Annotated in this window: 17 protein-coding genes; 7 read left to right on the top strand and 10 right to left on the bottom strand. The window is 63.8% G+C overall.

Annotated elements, in window-relative coordinates:
- Both AZF01_RS05420 and AZF01_RS05415 read right to left on the bottom strand, forming a co-directional pair.
- The gene (locus tag AZF01_RS05420) at positions 1-1524 is read right to left on the bottom strand and encodes an energy transducer TonB (RefSeq protein WP_152534651.1); all 1524 of its coding nucleotides are present in this window, start codon (positions 1522-1524) and stop codon (positions 1-3) included.
- Between the two features lie 88 nt (positions 1525-1612).
- Entirely contained in the window at positions 1613-2056 is a 444-nt protein-coding gene (locus AZF01_RS05415; protein ID WP_024710127.1) for a hypothetical protein, read from the bottom strand.
- A gap of 189 nt (positions 2057-2245) precedes the next feature.
- On the opposite strand from AZF01_RS05415, the gene hemP reads away from it, so the two are divergent.
- From hemP to AZF01_RS05395, 5 genes are read left to right on the top strand one after another with little or no spacing between them, the layout of a single operon-like run.
- Positions 2246-2413 carry a hemin uptake protein HemP gene (gene hemP, locus AZF01_RS23385; RefSeq protein WP_081725902.1) on the top strand — a complete coding sequence of 56 codons (168 nt, stop codon included), beginning with the start codon at positions 2246-2248 and terminating at the stop codon, positions 2411-2413.
- A 20-nt stretch (positions 2414-2433) separates the two neighbouring features.
- Positions 2434-3495, top strand: coding sequence for a hemin-degrading factor (locus AZF01_RS05410; protein WP_024710125.1), 1062 nt, complete (start codon positions 2434-2436; stop codon positions 3493-3495).
- 8 nt (positions 3496-3503) lie between these two features.
- Complete coding sequence (locus AZF01_RS05405; protein WP_024710124.1) at positions 3504-4385, top strand: hemin ABC transporter substrate-binding protein; 882 nt, start codon at positions 3504-3506, stop codon at positions 4383-4385.
- A gap of 7 nt (positions 4386-4392) precedes the next feature.
- Positions 4393-5493, top strand: a complete 1101-nt coding sequence (locus tag AZF01_RS05400; protein ID WP_024710123.1) for an iron ABC transporter permease — start codon at positions 4393-4395, stop codon at positions 5491-5493.
- A 10-nt stretch (positions 5494-5503) separates the two neighbouring features.
- Positions 5504-6295: a heme ABC transporter ATP-binding protein gene (locus tag AZF01_RS05395; RefSeq protein WP_024710122.1), complete on the top strand. Its 792-nt coding sequence runs from the start codon at positions 5504-5506 to the stop codon at positions 6293-6295.
- A 213-nt stretch (positions 6296-6508) separates the two neighbouring features.
- Here AZF01_RS05395 and rsmD read toward each other — a convergent pair whose 3' ends face one another.
- Both rsmD and AZF01_RS05385 read right to left on the bottom strand, forming a co-directional pair.
- Positions 6509-7066 (bottom strand): 16S rRNA (guanine(966)-N(2))-methyltransferase RsmD, encoded by a 558-nt coding sequence (gene rsmD, locus AZF01_RS05390; RefSeq protein ID WP_024710121.1) that lies wholly within the window; start codon positions 7064-7066, stop codon positions 6509-6511.
- Positions 7047-8549 (bottom strand): pseudouridine synthase, encoded by a 1503-nt coding sequence (locus tag AZF01_RS05385; RefSeq protein WP_024710120.1) that lies wholly within the window; start codon positions 8547-8549, stop codon positions 7047-7049. Before AZF01_RS05385 ends, rsmD begins: the two co-directional genes overlap by 20 nt.
- Before the next feature lie 69 nt (positions 8550-8618).
- Between AZF01_RS05385 and AZF01_RS05380 the strand changes: the two genes are divergently transcribed.
- Positions 8619-9068 (top strand): nucleoside deaminase, encoded by a 450-nt coding sequence (locus tag AZF01_RS05380; RefSeq protein ID WP_024710119.1) that lies wholly within the window; start codon positions 8619-8621, stop codon positions 9066-9068.
- 3 nt (positions 9069-9071) lie between these two features.
- On the opposite strand, the gene AZF01_RS05375 is transcribed toward AZF01_RS05380, so the two are convergent.
- The 6 genes from AZF01_RS05375 to AZF01_RS05350 all read right to left on the bottom strand — a co-directional run bounded on the left by AZF01_RS05375 (position 9072) and on the right by AZF01_RS05350 (position 18992).
- The gene (locus tag AZF01_RS05375) at positions 9072-9551 is read right to left on the bottom strand and encodes a GNAT family N-acetyltransferase (protein WP_024710118.1); all 480 of its coding nucleotides are present in this window, start codon (positions 9549-9551) and stop codon (positions 9072-9074) included.
- A gap of 23 nt (positions 9552-9574) precedes the next feature.
- Positions 9575-10273 (bottom strand): hypothetical protein, encoded by a 699-nt coding sequence (locus AZF01_RS05370; protein ID WP_156484720.1) that lies wholly within the window; start codon positions 10271-10273, stop codon positions 9575-9577.
- Between the two features lie 239 nt (positions 10274-10512).
- The gene (gene ileS / locus AZF01_RS05365) at positions 10513-13479 is read right to left on the bottom strand and encodes an isoleucine--tRNA ligase (protein WP_024710116.1); all 2967 of its coding nucleotides are present in this window, start codon (positions 13477-13479) and stop codon (positions 10513-10515) included.
- A gap of 363 nt (positions 13480-13842) precedes the next feature.
- A protein-coding gene (gene prfB / locus AZF01_RS05360) for a peptide chain release factor 2 (protein ID WP_161633068.1) occupies positions 13843-14974 on the bottom strand; the annotation gives its coding sequence in 2 pieces (ribosomal slippage) (positions 13843-14904 and positions 14906-14974; 1131 coding nt in all).
- A 93-nt stretch (positions 14975-15067) separates the two neighbouring features.
- On the bottom strand, positions 15068-17518 hold the full coding sequence (locus AZF01_RS05355) for a penicillin-binding protein 1A (RefSeq protein WP_024710114.1): 2451 nt from the start codon (positions 17516-17518) through the stop codon (positions 15068-15070).
- Positions 17519-17732: 214 nt separating this feature from the next.
- Entirely contained in the window at positions 17733-18992 is a 1260-nt protein-coding gene (locus tag AZF01_RS05350) for an N-acetylmuramoyl-L-alanine amidase (protein ID WP_024710113.1), read from the bottom strand.
- Between the two features lie 719 nt (positions 18993-19711).
- Between AZF01_RS05350 and AZF01_RS05345 the strand changes: the two genes are divergently transcribed.
- Positions 19712-22780, top strand: a complete 3069-nt coding sequence (locus tag AZF01_RS05345) for a ribonuclease E/G (RefSeq protein WP_024710112.1) — start codon at positions 19712-19714, stop codon at positions 22778-22780.
- The last annotated feature ends 246 nt before the right edge of the window (positions 22781-23026 follow it).

Here is a 23026-nt window from a genome sequence, read left to right as displayed (position 1 = left end):
TTACCGGCGCAGCGTGAGATTGACTGGCAGGGTGAAGCTTTTCTGCGCGCCCGCGTAGCTTTCCGGAAACGGTCCGAAAGAGCCTGCTGCCCGCGCGCGCTGCAGGACAACCGCATCCACCTGGCTGTTTCCCGAGGAACGCGCCAGCGACAGGGCGGTGATATTGCCTGAACGGTTGAGCGTCAGCCGGATGATCACCGTGGTCGTGAGTGGACCGAGATCACGATAATAGCGTTCCGCCGCAACCGACCGGGCAAGCCGTGCCTGTACCCTGCCCGCATAATTCGCCATTGCCGCCGCGCCGTTTCCTGATGAACCGCTGCGCGATTCGGCTGCCTGCATCGCGCCTTGCTCAGATGTGCCGCTGGCCGAGCCCCGGCGCGCATCGCGCGCCGATTGCCCGCCGGACCCGGCGCTCTGGCGCTGAACGGTCCTTCTCTGCTCGGCCTGCCGACGTTCGGCCTCCGCCTGCCTTGTGGCAACCTGGTCTTCCGGCAAGGGTTCGGTTTCCCAGGGCGAAGGCTCGGGGATCGGCGGCGCTATGTCATAGGCCAGTTCAGGATCGTCTTCCTGAGCCGTGATTGTCTCGACTTCGGGCATCTCAGTTGAAAGTGATTCGACCGGCGGCGGGGCTTCGGCCGCAACGGCCTCGGATCGCGCCGCATAGGCCATTTCCGGCGGCGCAACCATCTCGGTATCCGGCGGCGGCGCGGCCCCGGATACGACAGGGGCGGCCGGAGCGACGGCGTCAGGGGTTGCGGCCTCGCTCGGGGCAACGGCAAGCACCTGCGGCGCAGGGCTCGAAAGCGCCGCCGCCTGTGCTGTCTCGATGGCGTCCGTCGAAAGGGCCCCGGCGGTTTCGACCGGCGCGGCGGCAACCACCTCAGGCGCCGGCGTCGACGCAGCCGGCGTTTCGGCCGGCGGCGCCTGTTCGGCCGGCGTGACCTGCGGCGGGGGTTCGGACGCCGCGGGGCTCAACGCCTCCGGCGCGGCGGTCACGGCCTGTTCCACCGGCACCGGCTGCGTCTCGACTTCGGTCGGCCGGGCCTCTTCCGCGCCGCTTGCCGCCGCGTCCACATCGCCATTGCCGAGCATGACGACGCTGACGACAACGCCGCCCTCCTCTGCCGGGGCCTCGGGAATGATCTCGGCGACATGGAGCGCCATGGCGAAGGCCGCGCCATGGATGAGGATCGAGGCGAACGCGGCCATCGGCAGCCGCCTGGACTTTTCGGGGCTGGCATTGCCGCCTGCAATGCGCGGCAGGCTGACGCTGCCGAGGTCAGCCTCTTCGGCGGCAAGCACCGGCTCGTCCTCGCCAGCCTCGCTCTTTGTCTCCTGCGGCTTTTCGGCGGCAACACCGGCTGCCGCCTTCAGTTCCAGGACGACGGCGTCGAGATCGACGGGCTTGCGGCTCGCAGGTGCCACGACCGGCGCATCCGCCTTTGCCGCGATTTGCGGAGGCGAAACGGGCTCCACCGGCTCCGCGTCGCGGACGCCGCCCGGCAAACCCATCGCAAACATTGCCCTGTCATCCGTCATCGGCAGCTTCGTTTTGGCATGTCTTATTGGTCTTGGCGCAGAGCGCGCAGCGTTTTTTTCTTCCGGCGGATCAACCGTCGAAGGGAATGCCGGCCTTCGAGCCGGTTTCAAGCTCGGCCATGCAATCGGCTCCGGCCACCTCGCAGACCTTGAGGTCGTTGAGCAGCAGGCCGCCAAGCGCGTCGCAGCCCGCACCCGGCAGTTCGAACTGGCGCACCCGCATCTTGCCGGCCGGCAGCGACAGGAAGTCGAGCATGGTCAGCCGATCAACGACGCCCTCCGTGTCGAACAGCGCCACTTCGGCCTGCAGGCTGTCGATCGGCGCCGACAGGTTGTTTTCCACCAGGAAGGTCAGCTTGCAGCCATTGTCGGTCGTATCCAGCGCATTGAGCGAGATCGAAAGCCCCGCCTTTTCGTCCGCCGGCATGGCGGCATCGCCCGTGGCGGTCTCCTGGGCCAGGATCGGCTGCGACAGGGCGAAAAGCGCGGCGGCGGCGCATGGGAAAATTTTCATTTCTCAAATCTCCGGCGGTTTTGGATCGGAAGTGTCGGGCGGCGGACGGGCTGCCCGGTGACGCCCCATCCTACCGCTCACTTCGGAAAACGTCTATTGCGTGGATAGACAAAGGTGACTAATAGAGTCAACTTATAAAACCGGATTCGAAGATTCAAGTTTTAACCCGAACAGACAATATCGACCAGGATGAACGACGACAAGACGGCCGGACGGGCCGAAGCAAGCGAAAACGGCGCACCCGTGCTTCAAAGCGAGACGCTCTTCAAAGGCGGCAATGAGGTCATCATTCGCCACCAGGGCGCCGACTACCGCATGAAGATTACCCGCCAGGGCAAGTTAATTCTGAACAAGTAAGACCAGACGAGACGAGACCGATGACGACCAAGACACCCGAGGATATCCGCGCCTTCCGCCGTGACAACCCGAAGATGCGCGAGCGCGACATCGCTTCGCAGCTCGGCATTTCCGAAGCAGAACTCGTTGCCGCGGAAGTCGGCCTCACGGCAACCCGCATCTCTCCGGAGCCTTCCCGCCTTCTGGCGCATGCCGAAAGCTTCGGCGAGATCATGGCGCTGTCGCGCAACGAAAGCGCTGTCCATGAAAAGATCGGCATCTTCGAAAACATCAAGAACGGCAAGAAGGCCGCGATGGTGCTGGGCGAGAATATCGACCTCAGGATATTCCCCAGCCGCTGGGCCCACGCCTTTGCCGTCACCAAGACGGATGACGAAGGCCGTGAAAAGCTGAGCCTGCAATATTTTGACGTCACCGGCGCCGCCGTCTTCAAGGTGCATTGGCGTCCGAAATCCAATATCGACGCTTATCGCGCCTTCGTCGAGGCTCACAAGCTGGATGACGATAGCCAGACGATCGAGACGGGCGAGATCAAGGCCCACGACGCCGATCACGCCCGCGACCCGCAGGCCGTCGATGTCGAAGTTTTGCGCGACCGCTGGACGGCGCTGACCGACACGCATCAGTTTTTCGGCATGCTGAATGACCTCAAGGTCCACCGCCAGACGGCGATTTCGACGGTCGGCGATGATTACGCCTTCCGCCTTGCCGATGATGCGGTCGCCACCCTCCTGCACAAGGCCGCGGAAGATGAGGACCTGCCGATCATGGTGTTCGTCAACAATAACGGCATCGTGCAGATCCATTCCGGCCCGGTCAAGAAGATCGTCGAGATGGGGCCCTGGATCAATGTCATGGACCCGACCTTCCACCTGCATCTGCGCCGCGACCACATTGCCGAGGCCTGGCTGGTGCGCAAGCCGACGAGCGACGGCCACGTCACCTCTGTCGAGGCCTTCAACGCGGCAGGCGAGATGATCATCCAGTTCTTCGGCAAGCGCATGGAAGGCTATGCAGAGCGTCCGGCCTGGCGGGCGCTCGTCGAAAGCCTGCCGCGCCGCAACGAAACCGCAGCCGCCTGAGGAGAGACATGTCTGCCATCTTATCCGCGCTGAAGACCGCGCCCCTCATCGCCGGCCTGCTTCTGGCCGGCGCCACAACGGCATCGGCCGCCGAGCCGCTTGAGGACACGTCGGCCCTCGTCACCATCGGCGGCTCCGTCACCGAGATCGTCTACGCGCTCGGCGCGGGCGATGCCGTGATCGGCCGCGACACGACCAGCACCTATCCGCCGGAAGCGCTCGCCCTGCCCGATATCGGCTATATGCGCCAGCTTTCCCCGGAGGGTATCCTCTCCGTCAATCCCTCCGCCATCATCAGCATCGAAGGCGCCGGGCCGCCGGAGACGATGGAGGTGATGGAGAAGGCCGACGTCGACCTCGCCTTCGTTCCCGAAGACTACAGCCGCGACGGCATCATCGAAAAGGTCATGACCATCGGCACGCTGCTTGGCCGTGAGGCCGAGGCCCGGGCCATCGCTGACGAGATCGCGGCCGAGCTCGATCCGATACTCGCCGAAAACGCCGCCCGTACGCCGGACGAGAGAAAGAGCGCGATCTTCATCCTCAGCCTGCGCGGCGGCAAGGTGATGGGCTCCGGCACGGGCACGGCCGCCAATGGCGTGATCGAGGCCGCGGGCCTCGAAAATGCTTTCGGCGATTTCGAGGGCTACAAGACGCTGTCCGACGAGGCGGTCATCGAGGCGGCCCCCGATGTCATCCTGCTGATGGATGGCGCGGCCGGGAACCATGTGCCGAAAAACGAGGATATCGCTGCCCAGCCCGCCCTGGCCCTGACGCCTGCGGGCGAGGCCATGGCGATCTACCGGATCGATCCGGTCGGCATGATGAATTTTGGCCCGCGCTTCGGCGAGAATCTGTCGAAGCTGACGGCTGAAATCTACGGAGAATAAAGCGCGCATGGTGGTGATCGACACGCTGACATCGGCCGGCAGGCGGCTCAACTGGCGCGAGAGCGGCGACCGCTCCGGCGTTGCTGTTTTCACGATCCTGGTGCTTGCCGCAGCCTCGGTCCTCGCCGTTCTGGTCTCCGTGGCGAACGGCGCCTCGGATGCCTCCGTCTTCGACGTCGGCCGGGCGATCCTCACCGGCAATGCGGATGATGCACTCGCCGCCCGCGACCGCATCATCGTCTTCGATATCCGTTTGCCCCGCGCCATCATGGGATTTCTGGTGGGCGCATCGCTTGCGGTCTGCGGCACGGCCATGCAGGGCCTCTTTCGCAATCCGCTGGCCGATCCCGGCCTCGTCGGCGTTTCCGCCGGCGCGGGCCTCGGCGCGGTGGTGATGATCGTGCTGGGCGGCACTATAGCCGCGCCGCTGACCAATCTGCTCGGTTTCTATGCCCTTCCCGCCGCCGCATTCCTGGGCGGACTGGCAACCACGCTGACGCTTTACCGGATCGCGACGCGACACGGCCAGACATCCGTTGCCACCATGCTGCTTGCGGGCATTGCGCTGTCCGCTCTGGCCGGGGCCGCCACGGGCTTTCTCGTCTACCTCGCCAATGACCAGCAATTGCGCGACCTCACCTTCTGGTCGATGGGATCGCTCGCCGGCGCCACCTGGACCAAGATCTGGGCGATCGCGCCGATCATGTTCGCGGCCTTCGCCGTCCTGCCATTCATGGCGCGCGGGCTCAATGCCATCACGCTTGGCGAGGCGACCGCCTATCACATCGGCATCCCCGTGCAGCGGCTGAAGAACATCACCATTGTCGCGGTGGCGGCTGCCACGGGCGCGGGCGTTGCCGTTTCCGGCGGAATCGGCTTTGTCGGCATTGTCGTGCCGCATCTCCTGCGGCTCGTCATCGGCCCGGATCACCGCTACCTGCTGCCGGCCTCCGCCCTTCTCGGCGGCGCGCTTCTGGTGCTCGCCGATCTTTTCGCCCGCACCATCGTCGCGCCCGCCGAACTGCCGATCGGAATCATCACCGCGACAGCCGGCGGCCCCTTCTTCCTGTGGATCCTCTTGAAGAACCGCTCGAGCCTCAATCTGTGACCTTACGACCATGATCACCACCTCCCGGATCTCCGTGGCGCTTTCCGGCCGCCCGGTTCTCAACCATGTTTCGCTCGAAGCCCGCGCCGGCGAACTGACCGCCATTTGCGGCCCGAACGGCTCCGGCAAAACGACGACGCTGAAGGCGATTGCCGGCGACCTGAAGCCCGAGGGCGGCAAGGTCACCATCAATGGCGCGGATATCGCAGCGCTTGCGCCGTGGCAGCTTGCCGAACTGCGCGGCGTGCTGCCTCAGGCCTCAAACCTCGCCTTCCCCTTCACCGTCACCGAAGTGCTGCGCATGGGTCTTTCGGGCCGCAGCCACCGTGCCGCCGATGCCGACCGGCAGATCATCGCCAGGGCGCTGAAGGCGGTTGACCTCAACGGCTTCGAGGGGCGCTTCTATCAGGAGCTTTCCGGCGGCGAGCAGCAGCGCGTCCAGCTTGCCCGCGTGCTCTGCCAGATCGAGGCGCCGGTTGCCGACGACGCGCCGCGCTGGCTGCTCCTCGACGAGCCGGTGGCAAGCCTCGACATTCTCCACCAGCTGGCGATCATGCGCCTCGCACAGGGCTTTTGCCGCGCCGGCGGCGGCGTCATCGCGGTGATGCACGACCTCAACCTGACGGCGCTTTTCGCCGACCATATCGTGCTGATGCGCGAGGGGCGGGTGGTGGCTTCAGGCAGCCCGAAGGACACCATCACCGATGCCAATCTCCACGCCGTGTTTGCGACCCGGCTTTCCGTAAGCCAGCCGCCAGAAGATGATACGCCATTCGTGCTGCCGCATTCGGCCACCATTTAGGAATATAATCCTTTCCGACACGCTCCCAATACTCTCTCCCGCTGGCGGGAGAGATGCCCCGAAAGGGGCAGTGAGGGTGGAGCAGAATTTCGAAATGTGAGGGCGTTCATGGTGATGGACTCCCCCCTCACTGTCGCTTTCGCGACATCTCTCCCCTCCGGGGCGAGAAGAATTGGGGGCTTTGCGGAGAGGCTAGCCGATCACGGAAATAATTCAGGCGCGATACCGATAGAAATGCATGCGCGTATCGCCGAATGCGCGCTCTTCCAGTACCGCAAAACCTGCGGGAAGCGCCGGCGCGCTATCCGCAGCCTCTTCCAGAATGACGAGCGCGCCCGACTTCAGCCACCCGCCCTCGCCTGCCGCCGCAATCGCCTTTTCGCCAAGACCCTTGCCATAGGGCGGGTCGGCAAACAGAAAATCATAGGGTTCCAGCTTGCCGACGCTGCCGAGCTTCGTTGCATCCCGACGCATGATGCGGGTGCGCCCGGCAAGGCCGAGCGCTTCGATATTGGCCCAGATCAGACCGCGCCCCTCAACGCTGTTTTCGACAAAGGTCGCGGCCCTTGCGCCACGCGAGACGGCTTCAAGGCCGACAGCGCCGGTGCCCGCAAAAAGCTCCAGCACGCGCGCGCCCTCCACCGCATCCGGGTAGCCATGGGCCAGAATGTTGAACAGGCTTTCGCGGGCGCGATCCGTCGTCGGCCGTATCTCCGAGGTCTTCGGAGCCGCGAGCGCGCGCCCGCGAAACTCACCGCCGACGATCCGCATTGCCCCTCGGCCCCTTGCCGCCTGCACCGCCGCGCGGCCTGTCATTGCCATTGGGCTTGCCGCGCTTGCCGTTGTCGGGACGTGCGCCGCGCTTTTCGCCTGACGGACGGCCACCTGCCGGTCGGCCTTCACCGCGCGGCGGACGGCCTTCGCCGGCCGGGCGCTTCGGCCCGGAGAAACGCTTTTCGCCACTACCGGTCGCATCACCTTCGCCGCGCGGCTTGCGCGGCCCCTTGGCAAAGCCAGCGCCGGGCTTGCTGCCGGAAGGCTTGCCGCCCCTCGGTCCCTTGCCGCCTGCCGGGCGTGCAGCGCGCGGGCTGTCGCCCTCTTGCCCGCGGCGTGAATCCTTGCGGGCGTCGCGCCGTGCATCCTCGCGCGCCTTGTCCTCGGCCTTCTTCTTCGCCTTGGGCCCCAGCGGCCGGGCGCCCGCCGCCATCCACACATTGGCGGAGCGGGTATTGCGCTCGACATCGCGAACCGGCTTTTCCTCGTCCCTGCGCTTGGTATCAAGCCGGTCGCGGCCGCGCTCGGCGCGCTCCTGCCGGTCGAGTTTTTCCCGGCGCGGCGCCCGCTTCGGCGCTTCGGCCTCGGCGGGTTTCGGCACGGCGGCCTCGCCGTCATGATAGATCGGCGCATCGAAATTGGCGCCGGCTTCCTCGATCAGGCGCGGGCCCAGCTGGTCGCGCAGCGTGCGTCCGCGCACTTCCAGCACATTGCCCTCGGCCAGTTCGCCCAACTGGAAAGGCCCGTAGGAGATGCGGATCAGGCGCGAGACCTCGAGACCGAGCGCGCCGAGCACATTCTTGATCTCGCGGTTCTTGCCCTCGCGCAGCCCCATGGTGATCCAGACATTCGATCCCTGCTCGCGATCCAGCGTCGCGTCGATCGTGCCATAGAGCACGCCGTCAACGGCAATGCCGTCCTTCAGCTTGTCGAGGTCGTCCTGCGTGATCCGGCCATGGGCGCGCACGCGGTAGCGGCGCAGCCAGCCGGTGGCCGGCAGCTCCAGCACGCGCGCAAGCCCGCCGTCATTCGTCAGCAGAAGAAGGCCCTCGGTGTTGATGTCGAGACGGCCGATCGAGATGACGCGCGGCAGGTCCTTCGGCAGCTTCTCGAACACCGTCGTCCGGCCTTCCGGATCGGAATTGGTCGTCACCAGGCCGGCGGGCTTGTGATAGATCCACAGCCGCGTACGCTCAATGCCGCGGATTTCCTCGCCATCGACCTCAATCTTGTCGGCAAGCGTCACGTTCACGGCCGGGCTTTCCAGCACCTTGCCGTTGACCTTGACGCGGCCGTCGAGGATCATCCGCTCGGCATCGCGCCTGGAGGCGACGCCCGCGCGCGCCAGGATCTTGGCGATACGCTCCGGCGCGCGTTCATCGGCCTCCGCCTTCGGCGCGTCCTTGGCCGGGGCGGGCTTGCCGGCAGGCTTGCCCGAAGGCTTTCCGCCGCGTTTGGGGAATTTGTCTTTCTGGTTCATTTCGCTTTGCCTGTTGATCCCGATCCTCTAACAGGACAGGAAGAATTGGTTAAGAGGAAACTTGTCAAAATGGCTGCGGGCCGCGATTTCATGGCGTTGGCGCTCGAAGAAGCGGAAGCGGCCGGCGCGCGCGGCGAAGTGCCGATCGGCGCCGTCATCGCGCTGGACGGAACGGTCATCGCAGCGGCCGGCAACCGCACGCGCGAACTGAACGATCCGACGGCCCATGCCGAAGTGCTTGCCATCCGCGCCGCCTGCGAAGCCCTCGGCTCGGAACGGCTTCCCGGCGCGCATCTCTATGTCACGCTTGAGCCCTGCGCCATGTGCGCGGCGGCGATCTCCTTCGCCCGCATTGAGCGGCTCTACTATGGCGCGGCAGACCCCAAGGGCGGCGGCGTGGATCACGGGGGCTGTTTCTTCGACCAGCCCACCTGCCACCATCGGCCGGAGGTCTATTCCGGCTTTTCGGAAACCCGCGCTGCGGCGCTTCTGAAGGACTTCTTCAGCGAGCGCCGGTAAAGATCAGCGACCGGCAAAGGCCGAGAGCGTCTCGTCTTCCAGGCGGTAGCGGATCCATTCGCTCTGCGGCTTGCCGCCGACGCCGTCATAAACGCGGATCGCATCGACATTCCAGTCGAGCACGCTCCATTCCATGCGGCCGCAATTCTTTGTCACGGCAACCTCGGCAACGGCGCGCATCAGCGCCTTTCCCAGCCCCGCGCCGCGAAACTCCGGCGACACATAGAGGTCTTCCAGATAGATGCCGTTGCGCCCCTGCCAGGTGGAGAAGGTGAAATAGTAGATGGCAAAGCCCGCGGGCTTGCCGTCAATCTCGGCAATCAGGCCGCCCGTCACCGAGCCCTCGCCGAAGATCGCCTCGGCGAGCCCCTCTTCGGTGGTCTCGACCTTGTCCAGCGCCTTTTCGAATTCGGCGAGCTCGCAGACAAAGCGATAAATGGTAGCCGCGTCGGCGCGCTCTGCCGGCCGGATCAAATGGTTCATCATATTCCCCGGAAAAGACCCGCCTACTCCTGGCCGGCGTTCTTGGACGAATCGAGGAAGTCCTCGGTCTTGCCGCTCTTGCAGTTCAGGAACAGGAAGCAGCGGTCCGGATCCTTGCCCTCGGCCAGTTTCTGCCGGCGGCGTTCCTTGGCGCGCTCGGGATCGCCCAGGTCATTGAGCGCCTCGGGGCTGGAGGGCGTGCGATATTCCTCGGGCGGATCGATCAGGTAGCGCCGCTGAGTGATGTCGATCGAATTGGCCTCTGTGCGGGCCTTGCGGAAGGCCTCGAGCTGTTCCTTCTCGGTCAATTGGCCCGTGCTCTTCGCGCCGACGAGCGGCGACTTGTAGAACGGATTGTCCTCGTTGTCCTCGATTTCCTGATAGACGCGTTCTCGCTGCTCTTCCGGCGATTCGATCCAGTTCGGATTGTCGACCGAGGCCACCGATTTCTGCGGCGGAACGAGCGGCTGGCCGGCGACGTTCTTCGACGGCTTCACCAGTTCCGGCCGCGGCGCGTAGTCGATATCGGGCTTATCCGGATTGATCACCAGAACAGCCTCGCCGAGATCCTCGACCAGCTGCGTGGTGGCGGACGTGCCGGTGCCATAGGTCGGCGCGCTGACGCAGGAAGCAAGCGAAGCGGCGCACGCAAGGGCGAGTGCAAGTTTCATCGAACGGAAAACAAAGGTCATGCGCTCTACTACCACTCCTTCGATCAGCAAGCCACCGAATCCCGGGCCGGCCGCCGATCTCGTTCTTTCCCTGGCGCGCCGGTCTCCCGATAATCCGGCTTGACCCGACGCACTCCGGCACCGCTGGCGCCACTTACTCTTCCGGCGATCTGCCATCATTCGGCGACAAATCCGGCGAAAACGCGACATTCCTACCGCAGAACGGTCTTTTTCGCAATTCGTCCAAGGAATTGCAGCCGGACGAAATTTCGCCCGGCTGTCCTGTACGCTCAGGCCTTGCCGGCCAGTTCCCGCAATGCCACCGCATCGCGCGCCGAAACATCCGGATAATCGGGATCCGAGCCGACATCATCGGTGATGCGCCAGGAACGGGCGCATTTGCGGCCTTCTGCCAGCGCCGGCACGACGGCGACATTGGCGACCTCGGGCAGGCGGAAGGCATCGTCCGGCCCCTCGCCGTCCTTCACCGTGATCGCCGAGGTGATGCAGATCTCCTCGAAATCGCGGTCGTCCAGCGCGGCCAGCAGGTCCTTGTCGTTGACATAGACGACCGGAGCCGCCTCCAGCGATGAACCGATCCGCTTGTCCCGACGCTCGATCTCCAGCGCGCCGGTGACGACCTTGCGGACCTCGCGGACCTTCAGCCACTTGGCAGCAAGGGCATCGTCCTTCCAGTCAGCCGGCACCGTCGGGAACTGTTCCAGATGAACCGACACGGCGTCCGGATTGCGCGAAAGCCAGGCCTCTTCCATGGTGAAGGGCAGCATCGGCGCAAGCCAGGTCGCCAGGCAGTCGAACAGCCTGCGGATGACGACGAGGGCCGAACGACGACGCAGTGAGGACGGCGCATCGCAGTAGAGCGCATCCTTGCGGACGTCGAAATAAAAGGCCGAAAGCTCGATATTGGCGAAATCCGTCAGCGCGCGGGCGATCTTCTTGAACTCGAAATCGTCATAGCTCTTGCGCACCAGCTGGTCGAGTTCGGCCAGCCGGTGCAGCATCAGCCGCTCCAGCTCCGGCATGTCGGCGACCGCGATCTCCTCGCCCTCGTCATGGGCAAGCGTGCCGAGCATCCAGCGCAGTGTATTGCGCAGCTTGCGATAGGTGTCGACATTGGTCTTGATAACCGTCTCGCCCAGACGCTGATCTTCCCAGTAATCCGTGGTCATCACCCAAAGGCGCAGGATATCGGCGCCGGACTTGGCCATCACATCCTGCGGGAACACCTGATTGCCCAGCGATTTCGACTGTTTGCGACCCTGTTCGTCCATGGTGAATCCATGGGTCACGACGGCCTTGTAGGGCGCGCGGCCACGGGTAACGCAGCCTTCCAGCAGCGAGGAATGGAACCAGCCGCGATGCTGGTCGGAACCTTCGAGATAGACATCGGCCGGCCATTTCAGGTCAGGACGGTCTTCCAGCACAAAGGCATGCGTGGAGCCTGAATCGAACCAGACATCGAGAATGTCGGTAACCATTTCCCAATCCTCGGAAGCCCTGTCACCGAGGAAACGCTCCCGCCCGCCCTCGGCGAACCAGGCGTCGGCGCCCTCGTTTTCGAAGGCCTCGAGGATGCGGGCATTGACGTCCTCATCCACCAGCACTTCGCCGGCCTTGTCGGCAAAGACGCAGATCGGCACGCCCCAGGCCCTTTGGCGGGAAAGCACCCAGTCCGGCCGGTTCTCGATCATGCCGCGCAGGCGATGCTTTCCGGCGGCCGGCACGAAGCGCGTATCGTCGATGGCGGCAAGGGCGCGGGTGCGCAGCGTCGTCTCATCGCCGAGGTCCTTGTCCATATAGACGAACCATTGCGGCGTGTTGCGGAAGATGACCGGCTTTTTCGAGCGCCAGGAATGCGGATAGTCGTGCTTGATCCGGCCACGGGCAAACAGGCGGTCGGCGGCGATCAGCGCCTTGATGACGCGGTCGTTGGCATCGCCCTTCTTGCCGTTGTCATCCATGACGCGGGCAGCCCCGCCCTCGGCATCCGGACCAAAGCCATAGGCCTCCTCGGTATAGAAACCGTCATCACCGACCGTGAACGGGATTTTCGGCGAGATGCCGCGCGCCTCGAGGTCGCGCGCCTGTTCCATCCAGGCGTCGAAGTCCTCGCGGCCGTGGCCGGGCGCGGTGTGGACAAAGCCCGTACCGGCATCATCGGTCACATGGTCGCCGTCGAGCAGCGGCACTTCAAAGTCGTAGCCGAGATTGGTGAGAGGATGAGCACAACTAAGCAAAGCCAATTCGTCAGCGGCGACGTCTTGCAATAGCTTCAGTTTAACCTTCGCCTTGGAAGCACATTCCTCAGCCAAGTTTTTCGCAAATAGCAATCTCTCACCGGGTTGCGGTCCAAACTCGTTTTCAGCTTCCGAAACTTCGTAGACTGCATAGGCCAACCTTGAGGAGTACGAGATTGCACGGTTACCCGGAATTGTCCAAGGCGTAGTCGTCCAGATTACGACATAGCACCCGGCGTATTTATCCTGAACCTCTGCCCAATGAGGGGTCGGTGTACCCGGCGCGTCTTGATGCACAAAGGGCGCCATTAAACGCGATCCCATCACCGGAAACTTCACCCAGATCGTGTCCGACTGTACCTCGTGATATTCGACTTCCGCCTCGGCCAGCGCCGTGCGCTCGACCACCGACCACATCACCGGCTTGGAGCCGCGATAGAGCTGGCCGGATTTCGCGATCTTCAGGAGTTCGCCGGCGATCCGCGCTTCGGCGTGAAACGCCATGGTCGTATAGGGTTTTTCGAAATCGCCCTCGATGCCGAGCCGCTTGAATTCCGCCGTCTGAACGTCGATCCAGTGCTGGGCGAAGTCGCGGCATTCCTGCCGGAACTCGTTGATCGGCACCTCATCCTTGTTCTTGCCCTTGGCGCGATAGGCTTCCTCGATCTTCCATTCGATCGGCAGGCCGTGGCAATCCCAGCCCGGCACGTAGTTGGAATCATAACCGCGCATCTGGAAGGAGCGCGTGATCACGTCCTTCAGGATCTTGTTCAGCGCATGGCCGATATGGATGTTGCCGTTGGCATAGGGCGGGCCGTCGTGCAGCACGAATTTCTCGCGCCCGGCGGCGTCCTCGCGCATCTTCCTGTAAAGATTGATCTCCTCCCAGCGGGCGACGAGCTCGGGTTCCTTCCTGGGAAGGCCCGCGCGCATGGGGAAGTCCGTCTTCGGCAGGTAGAGTGTTTGGGAATAGTCGATCGTGTCTTTTGTGTCGCTCATGGTTTCGCGGCTTTTTCTCTGGTGCGGCGCCTGAAACGGCGCGCTCTCGCAAGTCTTTAGGAAAACTGTCGGTGGCAGGGGCGTGACAAACGCCGAAATCCCGGACCTTCCGGCGCCCTGTCAGGCTGCGCGGAAAGCCGGGCCGATAATTCGAATGATGCGAAACCGTATCCCAGTCATCATGGGGCCGTCTTTACGGCTTTTTGTTCGGGATGAAAAGAGGAAAGACGGAAAAGCCGATACCCCCGGCCCGAAGAGGCAGACGCTCCGGCGCGTCCTGTCTTCGCGCATCGGCCCGAAAATCGGAATCGATTTTCGGGCCGATGCGTAGATTGAATAGGTTAGAGCGCCGGGCATTGACGATCAGTCGATATCCTCGACGGCGGCACCCGCCCCGCCCTCGATGCGGTGGGCAAGAGCCGCCTCCATGAACGGGCTCAGCGCCCCGTCGAGAACATCGGACGGCGACGTGCTTTCCACGCCGGTCCTCAGATCCTTCACCAGCTGATAGGGCTGGAGAACGTAGGAACGGATCTGGTGACCCCAGCCGATATCCGTCTTGGAGGCCGCTTCCTGGTTGGCTGCTTCCTCGCGCTTCTGCAGTTCCGCCTCGTAGAGGCGGGCGCGCAGCATGTCCCAGGCCTTGGCCCGGTTCTTGTGCTGGGAACGCTCCTGCTGGCACTGGACCACGATCCCGGTCGGGATGTGGGTGATGCGCACCGCCGAGTCCGTGGTATTGACGTGCTGGCCGCCCGCGCCGGATGAACGATAGGTATCGATCCGGCAGTCGCTCTCATTGACCTCGATATCGATCGAATCATCGATCACGGGATAGACCCAGACCGAGGAGAACGAGGTATGGCGGCGGGCATTGCTGTCATAGGGCGAGATGCGGACCAGGCGGTGAACGCCCGATTCGGTCTTCAGCCAGCCATAGGCGTTGTGCCCCTTGACGTGGATGGTCGCCGACTTGATGCCGGCCTCCTCCCCGTCATGAACTTCCATCACCTCGACCTTGAAGCCCTGGCGTTCGGCCCAGCGGATATACATGCGCAAAAGCATGTTGGCCCAGTCCTGGCTTTCCGTGCCGCCGGCGCCGGAATGGACTTCGAGATAAGTGTCGTTGGAATCCGCCTCGCCGGAAAGCATGGCCTCGACCTGCTGGCGCTCGGCTTCAGCCAGAAGCTTCTTCAGGCTTTCCTCGGCGTCTTTCACCACCTCGTCGTCGCCTTCCTCCTCGCCGAGCTCGATCAGCTCGATGCCGTCGGAAAGCTCCGTCTCGATGCGGCGCACGGAGGAAATGCCGTCATCCAGAAGCTGGCGCTCGCGCATCAGCTTCTGCGCCTCGCTCGCGTCGTTCCAGATATCGGGATCTTCGGCCTTGTTGTTCAGCCAGTCCAGCCGTTTGATTGCCTGATCCCAGTCAAAGATGCCTCCTCAGCAGGGTTACGGCCTGCTTGATTTCGTCGACAACGCCTTCGATTTCCGCTCGCATGATACCTTCTGCTTCTTTGATGATGTGTCGTGCTGCCGGTGCATAAGGGGGCGAGCCGCGGATGTAAACCCCGCCCCGCCCTTCGGCCCGCGCTCAGTAGAGACCGCTGGAACCGGTCGAGATTGCCTTGTTGGCCTGCGAGGAGTCGCGCAGGATCTGCTCCGGCGGCACATAACCGCTCATGTCGATGATATCGAGCGCCTGGGCAGGGCCCGTGCCGGGCTTGAAGGCCTCGGCAATGACGCCGGGCCCGGAACCGCCGGCGCGCATGCCGGTCGAGCGGTTGACCAGGATGTTGGTCATGCCCTCGGGTTCGATGAAGTTTTCGACCGGCAGTTCCTTCAGCGCGTCGGTCATGAACGCGTTGAAGATCGGCGCGGCAAGGCCGCCGCCCGTCCCGTGGCGGCCGAGCGTTGCCGGCTGGTCGAAGCCAATGTAAAGCCCGGCGACGAGATTGGGCGTGAAGCCGACGAACCAGGCATCCTTCTCGTCATTGGTGGTGCCGGTCTTGCCGGCGACCGGACGGTCCAGATTGACGGCGCTGGCCGCCGTGCCGCGCTGGACGACGCCCTCCATCATCGAGGTGATCTGGTAGGACGTCATCGGATCGAGCACCTGCTGGCGGTCATCGATGAGAATGGGCTCGGCCTGCCCGGTCCATTCCTCCGCATTGCAGTTCTCGCAGATGCGCTCCTCATGCTTGAAGATTGTCTCGCCGTAGCGGTCCTGGATGCGGTCGATCAGCGTCGGATTGACCTGCTTGCCGCCATTGGCGATCACCGCATAGGCGGAAACCATGCGCATGACGGTGGTCTCGCCGGAGCCGAGCGACATGGCGAGCACCGGATCCATGTGATCGTAGATCCCGAAACGTTCGGCATAATCGGCAACCGTTTCCATGCCGAGGTCGTTGGCGAGGCGCACAGTCATCAGGTTCTTCGACTTCTCGATGCCGGTTCGCAGCGTCTGCGGACCGGAGAAACCGCCGGCATAGTTCTGCGGCTTCCACAGTTCGCCGCCGGACTCGATCTCGATCGGCGCATCCATGACCACGGAGGCCGGCGTGTAGCCATTGTCGAGCGCCGCTGCGTAGACGAAGGGCTTGAAGGAGGAGCCCGGCTGGCGATAGGCCTGCGTGGCGCGGTTGAACTGGCTTTCGGAGAAGGCGAAGCCGCCGACCATGGCCAGAACGCGGCCCGTCTGCGGGTCCATGGCGACAAGACCGCCCTGAACCTTCGGCACCTGCCGCAGCCTGTAGGTGTCGCCCTCGCCGGTCGTCTCGACATAGACGACATCGCCGGGCTTCAGCACGCCTTCGGGGCTCGTTGCATTCGGCTTGCCCTTTTCGAGGAAACGATAGGCCCACTTCATGTCATCGGCCGGAATGAAACCGGTCTCGCGCGCCGTATCCACCTTGCCGGCGGCATCGATCTGCGGACGGATGCCGATCTCGGCTCCCTCGCCGCTCACGCCGAGCACGACGGCGATCTTCCAGTCCGGCACGTCCCAGAGCGGCCGCAACTTGGCCAGTTCCGGACCCCAGTCGCCGGAAACCGATACTTCGGCGATCGGCCCGCGGAAACCGGCCGCCTCGTCATAGTTGATAAGGCCGTCGCGCAGCGCCTTCTGGGCATCGAGCTGCATCTTGGGGTCAAGCGAGGTGCGCACCGAAAGCCCGCCTTCATAGAGCATCTCCTCGCCATACTTGTCCTTCAGCTCGCGGCGGACGGCCTCGGCATAATATTCATCGCCCGCAATCGGCCGGTTGCGGTGCGTCGAGACCACGCCAAGCGGTTCGGCGCGCGCCACCTCCGCCTCCTCGGCGGTGATGTAGCCGTTTTCCTCCATCCGGCTGATCACCCAGTTGCGGCGCTCGATCGCGGCTTCGGGATGGCGGTAGGGATCGTAATTGGCCGGCCCCTTGAGAACGGCGGCGAGATAGGCGCTCTCGGCGATCGTCAGGTCGGAGACCGGCTTGTCGAAATAGGAAAGCGCCGCATCGGCGATGCCGTATGCGTTCAGGCCGAAATAGACCTCGTTGAGGTAAAGTTCGAGGATCGTATCCTTGGAATAGGCCTGCTCGATGCGGAAGGACAGGATCGCCTCCTTGACCTTGCGTTCATAGGTCTGGTCCGACGACAGAAGGAAGTTCTTGGCGACCTGCTGGGTGATGGTCGAAGCGCCGACGGGGCGGCGACCGGTGCCCATATTGCGCACATTGGTAATGATCGCGCGCGTCAGGCCGACGACGTCGACGCCGGGGTGGGAGTAGAAATTCTTGTCTTCCGCCGACAGGAAGGCGCCGCGCACGCGCATGGGAATGGCATCGATCGGCAGGAACAGGCGGCGCTCATGGGCGTATTCGGCCATCAGTTCGCCGTTGCCGGCATAAATGCGCGTCGTGACCGGCGGCGTATACTGCGCAAGCACCTCGTAGTCCGGCAGATCCTTGGCGACATTGTTCAGATAAATCCCGACGCCGATCGCCACCACGACAAAAAGCGCGCAGGCGAGGCCGAAAAGATATCCGATAAGCTTGATCACGTTCACGTCTGTTGAATCCTGTCTCTGGCGAGGCTGGCCGAACTTCCCTCGTGCCGAAATGGTCTCATGCCGGCGCATTTTCCAAATGACCGCAGATACCGCCCCGAGCCCGTGTTGAAAACACCCCGAGCACCTTTTTACAACGAATGTGCGCTTTTTGCGACGCCGCTAAAATGTTGTTTCGGCGCATGGATCGATCCGGCGCGGCTGTTGCTCATCCGCCACCGGAGACGAGCGGGTGTCGATACCGCTTGACCGCCTCCACCAACCGGTCCACCAGCCGGTCGCGCCATTCCGGATCGAGCATGCGCCTCTCGTCCTCGGCATTGGAGAGAAAGCCGATCTCGAGCAGGATCGAGGGAATGTCCGGCGCCCTCAGCACCATGAAGCCTGCAAAGCGATGGGGATTGTTGATCAGCCCGATCTGCCCGCTGAACGAGGCAACGACCCTGTCGGCAAGCGAAATCGAAAAGCTCTGGGTCTCGCGTCGCGTGAGGTCGAGCAGGATATCGGTCACCTCCTCCGGCTCGCTGTCGGCTTCGATGCCCATGATCTCGTTGGATAGGTTTTCGCGCCGGGCAAGGGCAGCGGCAAGCCGGTCCGACGCGCGGTCGGAAAGCGTATAGACGGTCGCGCCCGAAATGTCGGGCTGATCAAGCGAATCCGCGTGAAACGAGATGAAAAGGTCGGCGCCGTGCTGTCGCGCCAGTTCCACCCGTCTGGAGAGTGAAAGATAGACATCCGAATCGCGGGTCAGAAAAGGCTCGTATCCCGGCTCCTGCGCCAATCGCCTGGCAAAGGCGCGGGCGAAATCGAGCGTGATCGTCTTTTCCAGCGTCTTCGTGTCCTCGCCGATCGCGCCGGTATCGACGCCGCCATGACCGGCATCGACGGCAACGACATAGGTGTCGTCGTCGACCGGCGTCGCAAGGCTGTCGGTGAAGGCGTCGCCCGCCTCGGACTGCCGGCGCTCCACGAGGGCGGCGAAGCGCGCGGCATCGGCAATCGCAAGATCGATCACCAGACGGGCGCTGCCCCCCTCCTCCTGCCGGACCTCGCCGAGCGTCATCTGGATCGGCTCGCGCGCCGAAAGCACGATGCGGGACTGGCCCGGTCCGGTCGCGCCGTAGCGCACATCGCTGACGAGCCCGCGCGGCTCGACCGCGTCGGCGGCAAACCCGAAGGCCGTGCTCGGAAGGGTGATCACCAGCCGGGCGGGATCCTTGAGGTAATGATAGCTGAACTCCGGCGAACGGTCGAAATCAACCACGAGGCGGGCCCGCGCATCATCGCCGACAAGAAGCGCGTTATAGGCGATCAGCGGCGCCTCGGCATCCGCGTCTTCCGCGCTCGCGCGCGCAGCCGGCGCAACAGCTGTCAAAAAGAGGAGCAGAAGCGCCCCGGCTATCGCCAGGCGCGCCGCGAAAACACTGTCAAAAAGAACCCTGCCGCCGGCCACATTGCGTCCCGTCATGCCACCTCTCGCTTGTCGCAGGCCAGGCCCGCGAAAATGCAATCCAACCGTGTATTACCGTAACTGCCGGCCCGCCGGCAAGGCAGCGACCATGAACGCCACGGTGATGGCGAAAGAATGGCCCGAGCGCCGCACCCGATACGTCCACCAGACGGAACAGGGAACGCCCGCCCGGCTGGCGCGGCCTTCAGTGGCATGATTCGCTTGGCGCTCAAATATAACCGGGGATTGGATTTTTCTTGCTATTGCAGCATGGAATACATACTAATGTGGTTCAGGTGGAGATTTATGACGGGACGATTGCGCGCAAGGGCAGCCGGTCTCTTGTTGATTGGCGCCATATGGAGTGACGGATCACCCGCGTCCTTCCACCACCGAACAGAATATCTTCGCCGTTATACGTGTTTCTCAAAAATCGTTTCGGCGTAAGGGTCAATGCTCTTCGGGCGACCCCCTGAGGGCATATTCATCGCCTCTCTACTCGAGAGGCCCGTTAGTATTGGTTTCGACTGGTTTCATATGAGAACGAAGCGTCAATTTCTTCCATCGGCCTTTCCGCCCGCAAGCGGCGACGGACTGATTCGAGAAGCAGCCGCCCGCGTTTCGTTGCACCGGTCGAACGCACATTCATCCGGCGCAACCGCAGGCAACCGTTTCCGGGATAGGACGAGCGTCCTTTCGGAGACCGGCGAGCGACTGCGCCGAGGAGCTCACTATAAATGGCAGACAAAATGCTCATCGACGCCTCTCATGAAGAAGAGACGCGCGTCGTCGTTGTTCGTGGAAATCGCATAGAGGAGTTCGATTTCGAATCGCAGCACAAGAAACAGCTGCGCGGCAACATCTATCTTGCAAAGGTCACGCGGGTCGAGCCCTCTCTCCAGGCCGCGTTTGTCGACTATGGCGGCAACCGCCATGGCTTCCTGGCCTTTTCGGAAATCCATCCCGACTATTACCAGATCCCGCTGGCCGATCGCGAAGCCCTTCTGAAGGAAGCAAGCGAAGAGGATGACGGCGACGACGCCGAGGCCTCCATGACCGAGCCGGCCGAGGCCTCCGAGAAGGCCGCCGAGGCCGACGGCAAGCCGAAGCCCCGCACCCGCAGGGGCCGGGCGAAATCGCGCTCGAACAAGGCCGACAGCAAGGCCGACGAGGCGACGCAGGAACCGGAAAAGGCTGCAGGCGCCGAAGCATCGGCAGAGGCTGCGGACGCTTCCGAGACGAAGACCAAGGCCGAAGCAAAATCCGACGACGCGTCCGAGGCAGCGGCAACCGCTGAAACGACTGAAGCCGCTGAGGAAACGGCAAAGCCCAAGCCCCGCAGGCGCCGCAAGCCGGCCGCCAAGAAGGCAGCGAAGGGCGAAGCGGACGCGTCGGTCGAGGGCGACGGCGAGACAGCTTCCAAAGATGAGTCTTCGGGCGAAAAAGGCTCTGACGACGAAGACAAGGGCGGCCCGACCCATATGGCGGCCGAGGTCGACGCCGACACGATTTCCGAGGACCTCGACGATGACGACGACAGCGTCGAATCCGTCGGCGCCGAAGACGCAATGGAAGAGGTGCCGGACAACGGCCACCGCCGGATGCGCAAGCAGTACCGCATCCAGGAAGTGATCAAGCGCCGGCAGATCCTGCTGGTGCAGGTCGCCAAGGAGGAGCGCGGCAACAAGGGCGCGGCGCTGACGACCTATCTTTCGCTCGCCGGCCGCTATTCGGTGCTGATGCCGAACACCGCGCGCGGCGGCGGCATTTCCCGCAAGATCACCAATCCGGCCGACCGCAAGCGGCTCAAGGAAGTCGCCAAGGGTCTGGAAGTGCCGCAGGGCATGGGCGTGATCCTGCGCACCGCCGGCGCCAACCGCACCAAGGCCGAGGTCAAGCGCGACTTCGAGTATCTGATGCGGCTTTGGGAAAATGTCCGCTCCAAGACGCTGACATCGACGGCGCCCTGCCTGGTCTACGAGGAAGGCAGCCTGATCAAGCGCTCAATCCGAGACCTTTACAACAAGGACATCAGCGAGGTCATCGTCTCCGGCGACGAGGGGTACCGCGAGGCGAAGGACTTCATGAAGATGCTGATGCCGAGCCACGCCAAGGTGGTTCAGCGGTATCGCGACATTCACCCGATCTATTCGCGCTCCGGCATCGAGGCGCAGCTGGACCGCATGCTGCAGCCGCAGGTGACGCTGAAATCGGGCGGCTACCTGATCATCAACCAGACCGAAGCGCTGGTCGCCATCGACGTCAACTCCGGCCGGTCGACGCGCGAGCACTCGATCGAGGACACCGCGCTCCAGACCAATCTGGAGGCGGCGGAGGAAGTGGCGCGTCAGTTGAGGCTGCGCGACCTTGCCGGCCTCGTCGTCATCGACTTCATCGACATGGAGGAAAAGCGCAACAACCGCGCTGTCGAAAAGAAGCTCAAGGAATGTCTGAAGAACGACCGCGCCCGCATCCAGGTCGGACGGATTTCCCATTTCGGCCTGCTGGAGATGTCGCGCCAGCGCATCCGCGCATCCGTTCTGGAATCGACCACCCAGGTCTGCAGCCATTGCGGCGGCACCGGCCACGTGCTCTCGCAGTCCTCCGTTGCGCTCCACGTGCTGCGCGGCGTCGAGGAATACCTGTTGAAGAACACCACGCATAACATCACCGTGCGCACGACGCCGGAGATCGCGCCCTATCTGCTCAACCAGAAGCGCAACACGATTGTCGATTACGAGAACCGCTTCGGCGTCGAGATCATCGTCGAGGCCGATGGCGATCTCGAGAACAGCCATTTCGAGATCGATCGCCGCGATCCGGTCGAAAATCCGGTGAAGATCGAAGCGCTGTTCAACTTCATCGACGAGCCGGAAGAAGACGTCGCCGAAATACCGGATGCCGACGACGCGGATGAAACCGACAACGCGCCGGCGAACGGCAATGCCAATGGCGACAATGCCAGCGACAGCAATGGCGACGACGAGGGCGGCCGCTCGCGCCGCAAGCGCCGTCGTCGTCGCGGCGGCCGGAATGGCGGCCAGCAGAACGGCAGCAGCGCCGAGAGCGACCAGTCGCAGGACGATGACGACAGCGGATCGGCCGACGACAACGCCCAGGACGCCTCGAACAGCAGCGATGACGACGACAAGCCGCGCCGCAAGCGCCGTCGCGGCAAGCGCGGCGGTCGCCGCAACCGCAGCGAAGACGATGCGCAGCAGGAAACCTCCGGCGATACGGACGAAGCGAAGGACGAGGATAACGCCTCCGAGACCGTCGCCGAGAAACAACCGGTGGAGACCGGAGCGGCTGACGCGGCTGAGGCCCCGCAGGAGCGCGCGGCGGAAGCAGCCGAGAACGCGGCAGGCGAGACCGTGACGGAAGAGCCGGCCGAGGAAGCAGCCGAGACCAGCGTCGAGCAACAGAGCGAGACCACGGAAGACGAGGCGATGGCCGAGATCGAAGGCCGCAAGCCGCGCCGCCGCCGCAAGCCGAAGGCCGAGAAGACCGAGGCCGTCGCCGAGGAAACGCTCGCCGAAGCCGCCGAGGCTATGCCGGAGACGGACGAAGCACCCGCGGCGAAGGAAGAGCAGCCCTCGGCCGAGCACGCCTCAACAGCCGACGCGGAAGGCGAGCCGGAAGCGACGGAGACGCCTGTCGATGATGAAAAGGCGGAAACCAAGCGCGCCAATCGCGGCTCCAATATCGCCTCTTCGGAACCGGTCGTGACCTCCAACGGTGCGGAAAACGACGACGAGCCCGCCAAGCCGAAGCGCGGCTGGTGGCAGCGTCGCGGGTTCTTCTGAGCCTGAAGCTCCGCAGAGACCGAAGCGCCGCCGTTTTCGCAGAACGGCGGCGTCAGTGTGTTGACAAAGGTTGGCTTACCCTCGTCCGTCATGCCGGCCTTGAGCCGGCACCGAGGGCCGAATAGCGAGGACTATCGCGGTCAAGGCATTGTTGAAAATGTGTTTTTGTCGCGCTGCCCCCCCGGCTCAAGGCCACTGGTGTCCGGTCTAAAATCACGAGACCGTTGAAAAGCGTTGAAATCGCTG

Origin of the sequence: Martelella sp. AD-3 (assembly GCF_001578105.1) — a bacterium.
In the GTDB taxonomy this organism is placed as follows: domain Bacteria; phylum Pseudomonadota; class Alphaproteobacteria; order Rhizobiales; family Rhizobiaceae; genus Martelella.
This window is presented reverse-complemented; position numbering and strand designations above follow the sequence as displayed.

What these genes read in the sequence shown, in the direction of transcription:
- AZF01_RS05420 (WP_152534651.1), bottom strand. Translation starts at nt 1,524, where the DNA reads ATGTTTGCGATGGGTTTGCCGGGCGGCGTCCGCGACGCGGAGCCGGTG.
- AZF01_RS05415 (WP_024710127.1), bottom strand. Translation starts at nt 2,056, where the DNA reads ATGAAAATTTTCCCATGCGCCGCCGCCGCGCTTTTCGCCCTGTCGCAG.
- hemP (WP_081725902.1), top strand. Translation starts at nt 2,246, where the DNA reads ATGAACGACGACAAGACGGCCGGACGGGCCGAAGCAAGCGAAAACGGC.
- AZF01_RS05410 (WP_024710125.1), top strand. Translation starts at nt 2,434, where the DNA reads ATGACGACCAAGACACCCGAGGATATCCGCGCCTTCCGCCGTGACAAC.
- AZF01_RS05405 (WP_024710124.1), top strand. Translation starts at nt 3,504, where the DNA reads ATGTCTGCCATCTTATCCGCGCTGAAGACCGCGCCCCTCATCGCCGGC.
- AZF01_RS05400 (WP_024710123.1), top strand. Translation starts at nt 4,393, where the DNA reads ATGGTGGTGATCGACACGCTGACATCGGCCGGCAGGCGGCTCAACTGG.
- AZF01_RS05395 (WP_024710122.1), top strand. Translation starts at nt 5,504, where the DNA reads ATGATCACCACCTCCCGGATCTCCGTGGCGCTTTCCGGCCGCCCGGTT.
- rsmD (WP_024710121.1), bottom strand. Translation starts at nt 7,066, where the DNA reads ATGCGGATCGTCGGCGGTGAGTTTCGCGGGCGCGCGCTCGCGGCTCCG.
- AZF01_RS05385 (WP_024710120.1), bottom strand. Translation starts at nt 8,549, where the DNA reads ATGAACCAGAAAGACAAATTCCCCAAACGCGGCGGAAAGCCTTCGGGC.
- AZF01_RS05380 (WP_024710119.1), top strand. Translation starts at nt 8,619, where the DNA reads ATGGCTGCGGGCCGCGATTTCATGGCGTTGGCGCTCGAAGAAGCGGAA.
- AZF01_RS05375 (WP_024710118.1), bottom strand. Translation starts at nt 9,551, where the DNA reads ATGAACCATTTGATCCGGCCGGCAGAGCGCGCCGACGCGGCTACCATT.
- ileS (WP_024710116.1), bottom strand. Translation starts at nt 13,479, where the DNA reads ATGAGCGACACAAAAGACACGATCGACTATTCCCAAACACTCTACCTG.
- AZF01_RS05350 (WP_024710113.1), bottom strand. Translation starts at nt 18,992, where the DNA reads ATGACGGGACGCAATGTGGCCGGCGGCAGGGTTCTTTTTGACAGTGTT.
- AZF01_RS05345 (WP_024710112.1), top strand. Translation starts at nt 19,712, where the DNA reads ATGGCAGACAAAATGCTCATCGACGCCTCTCATGAAGAAGAGACGCGC.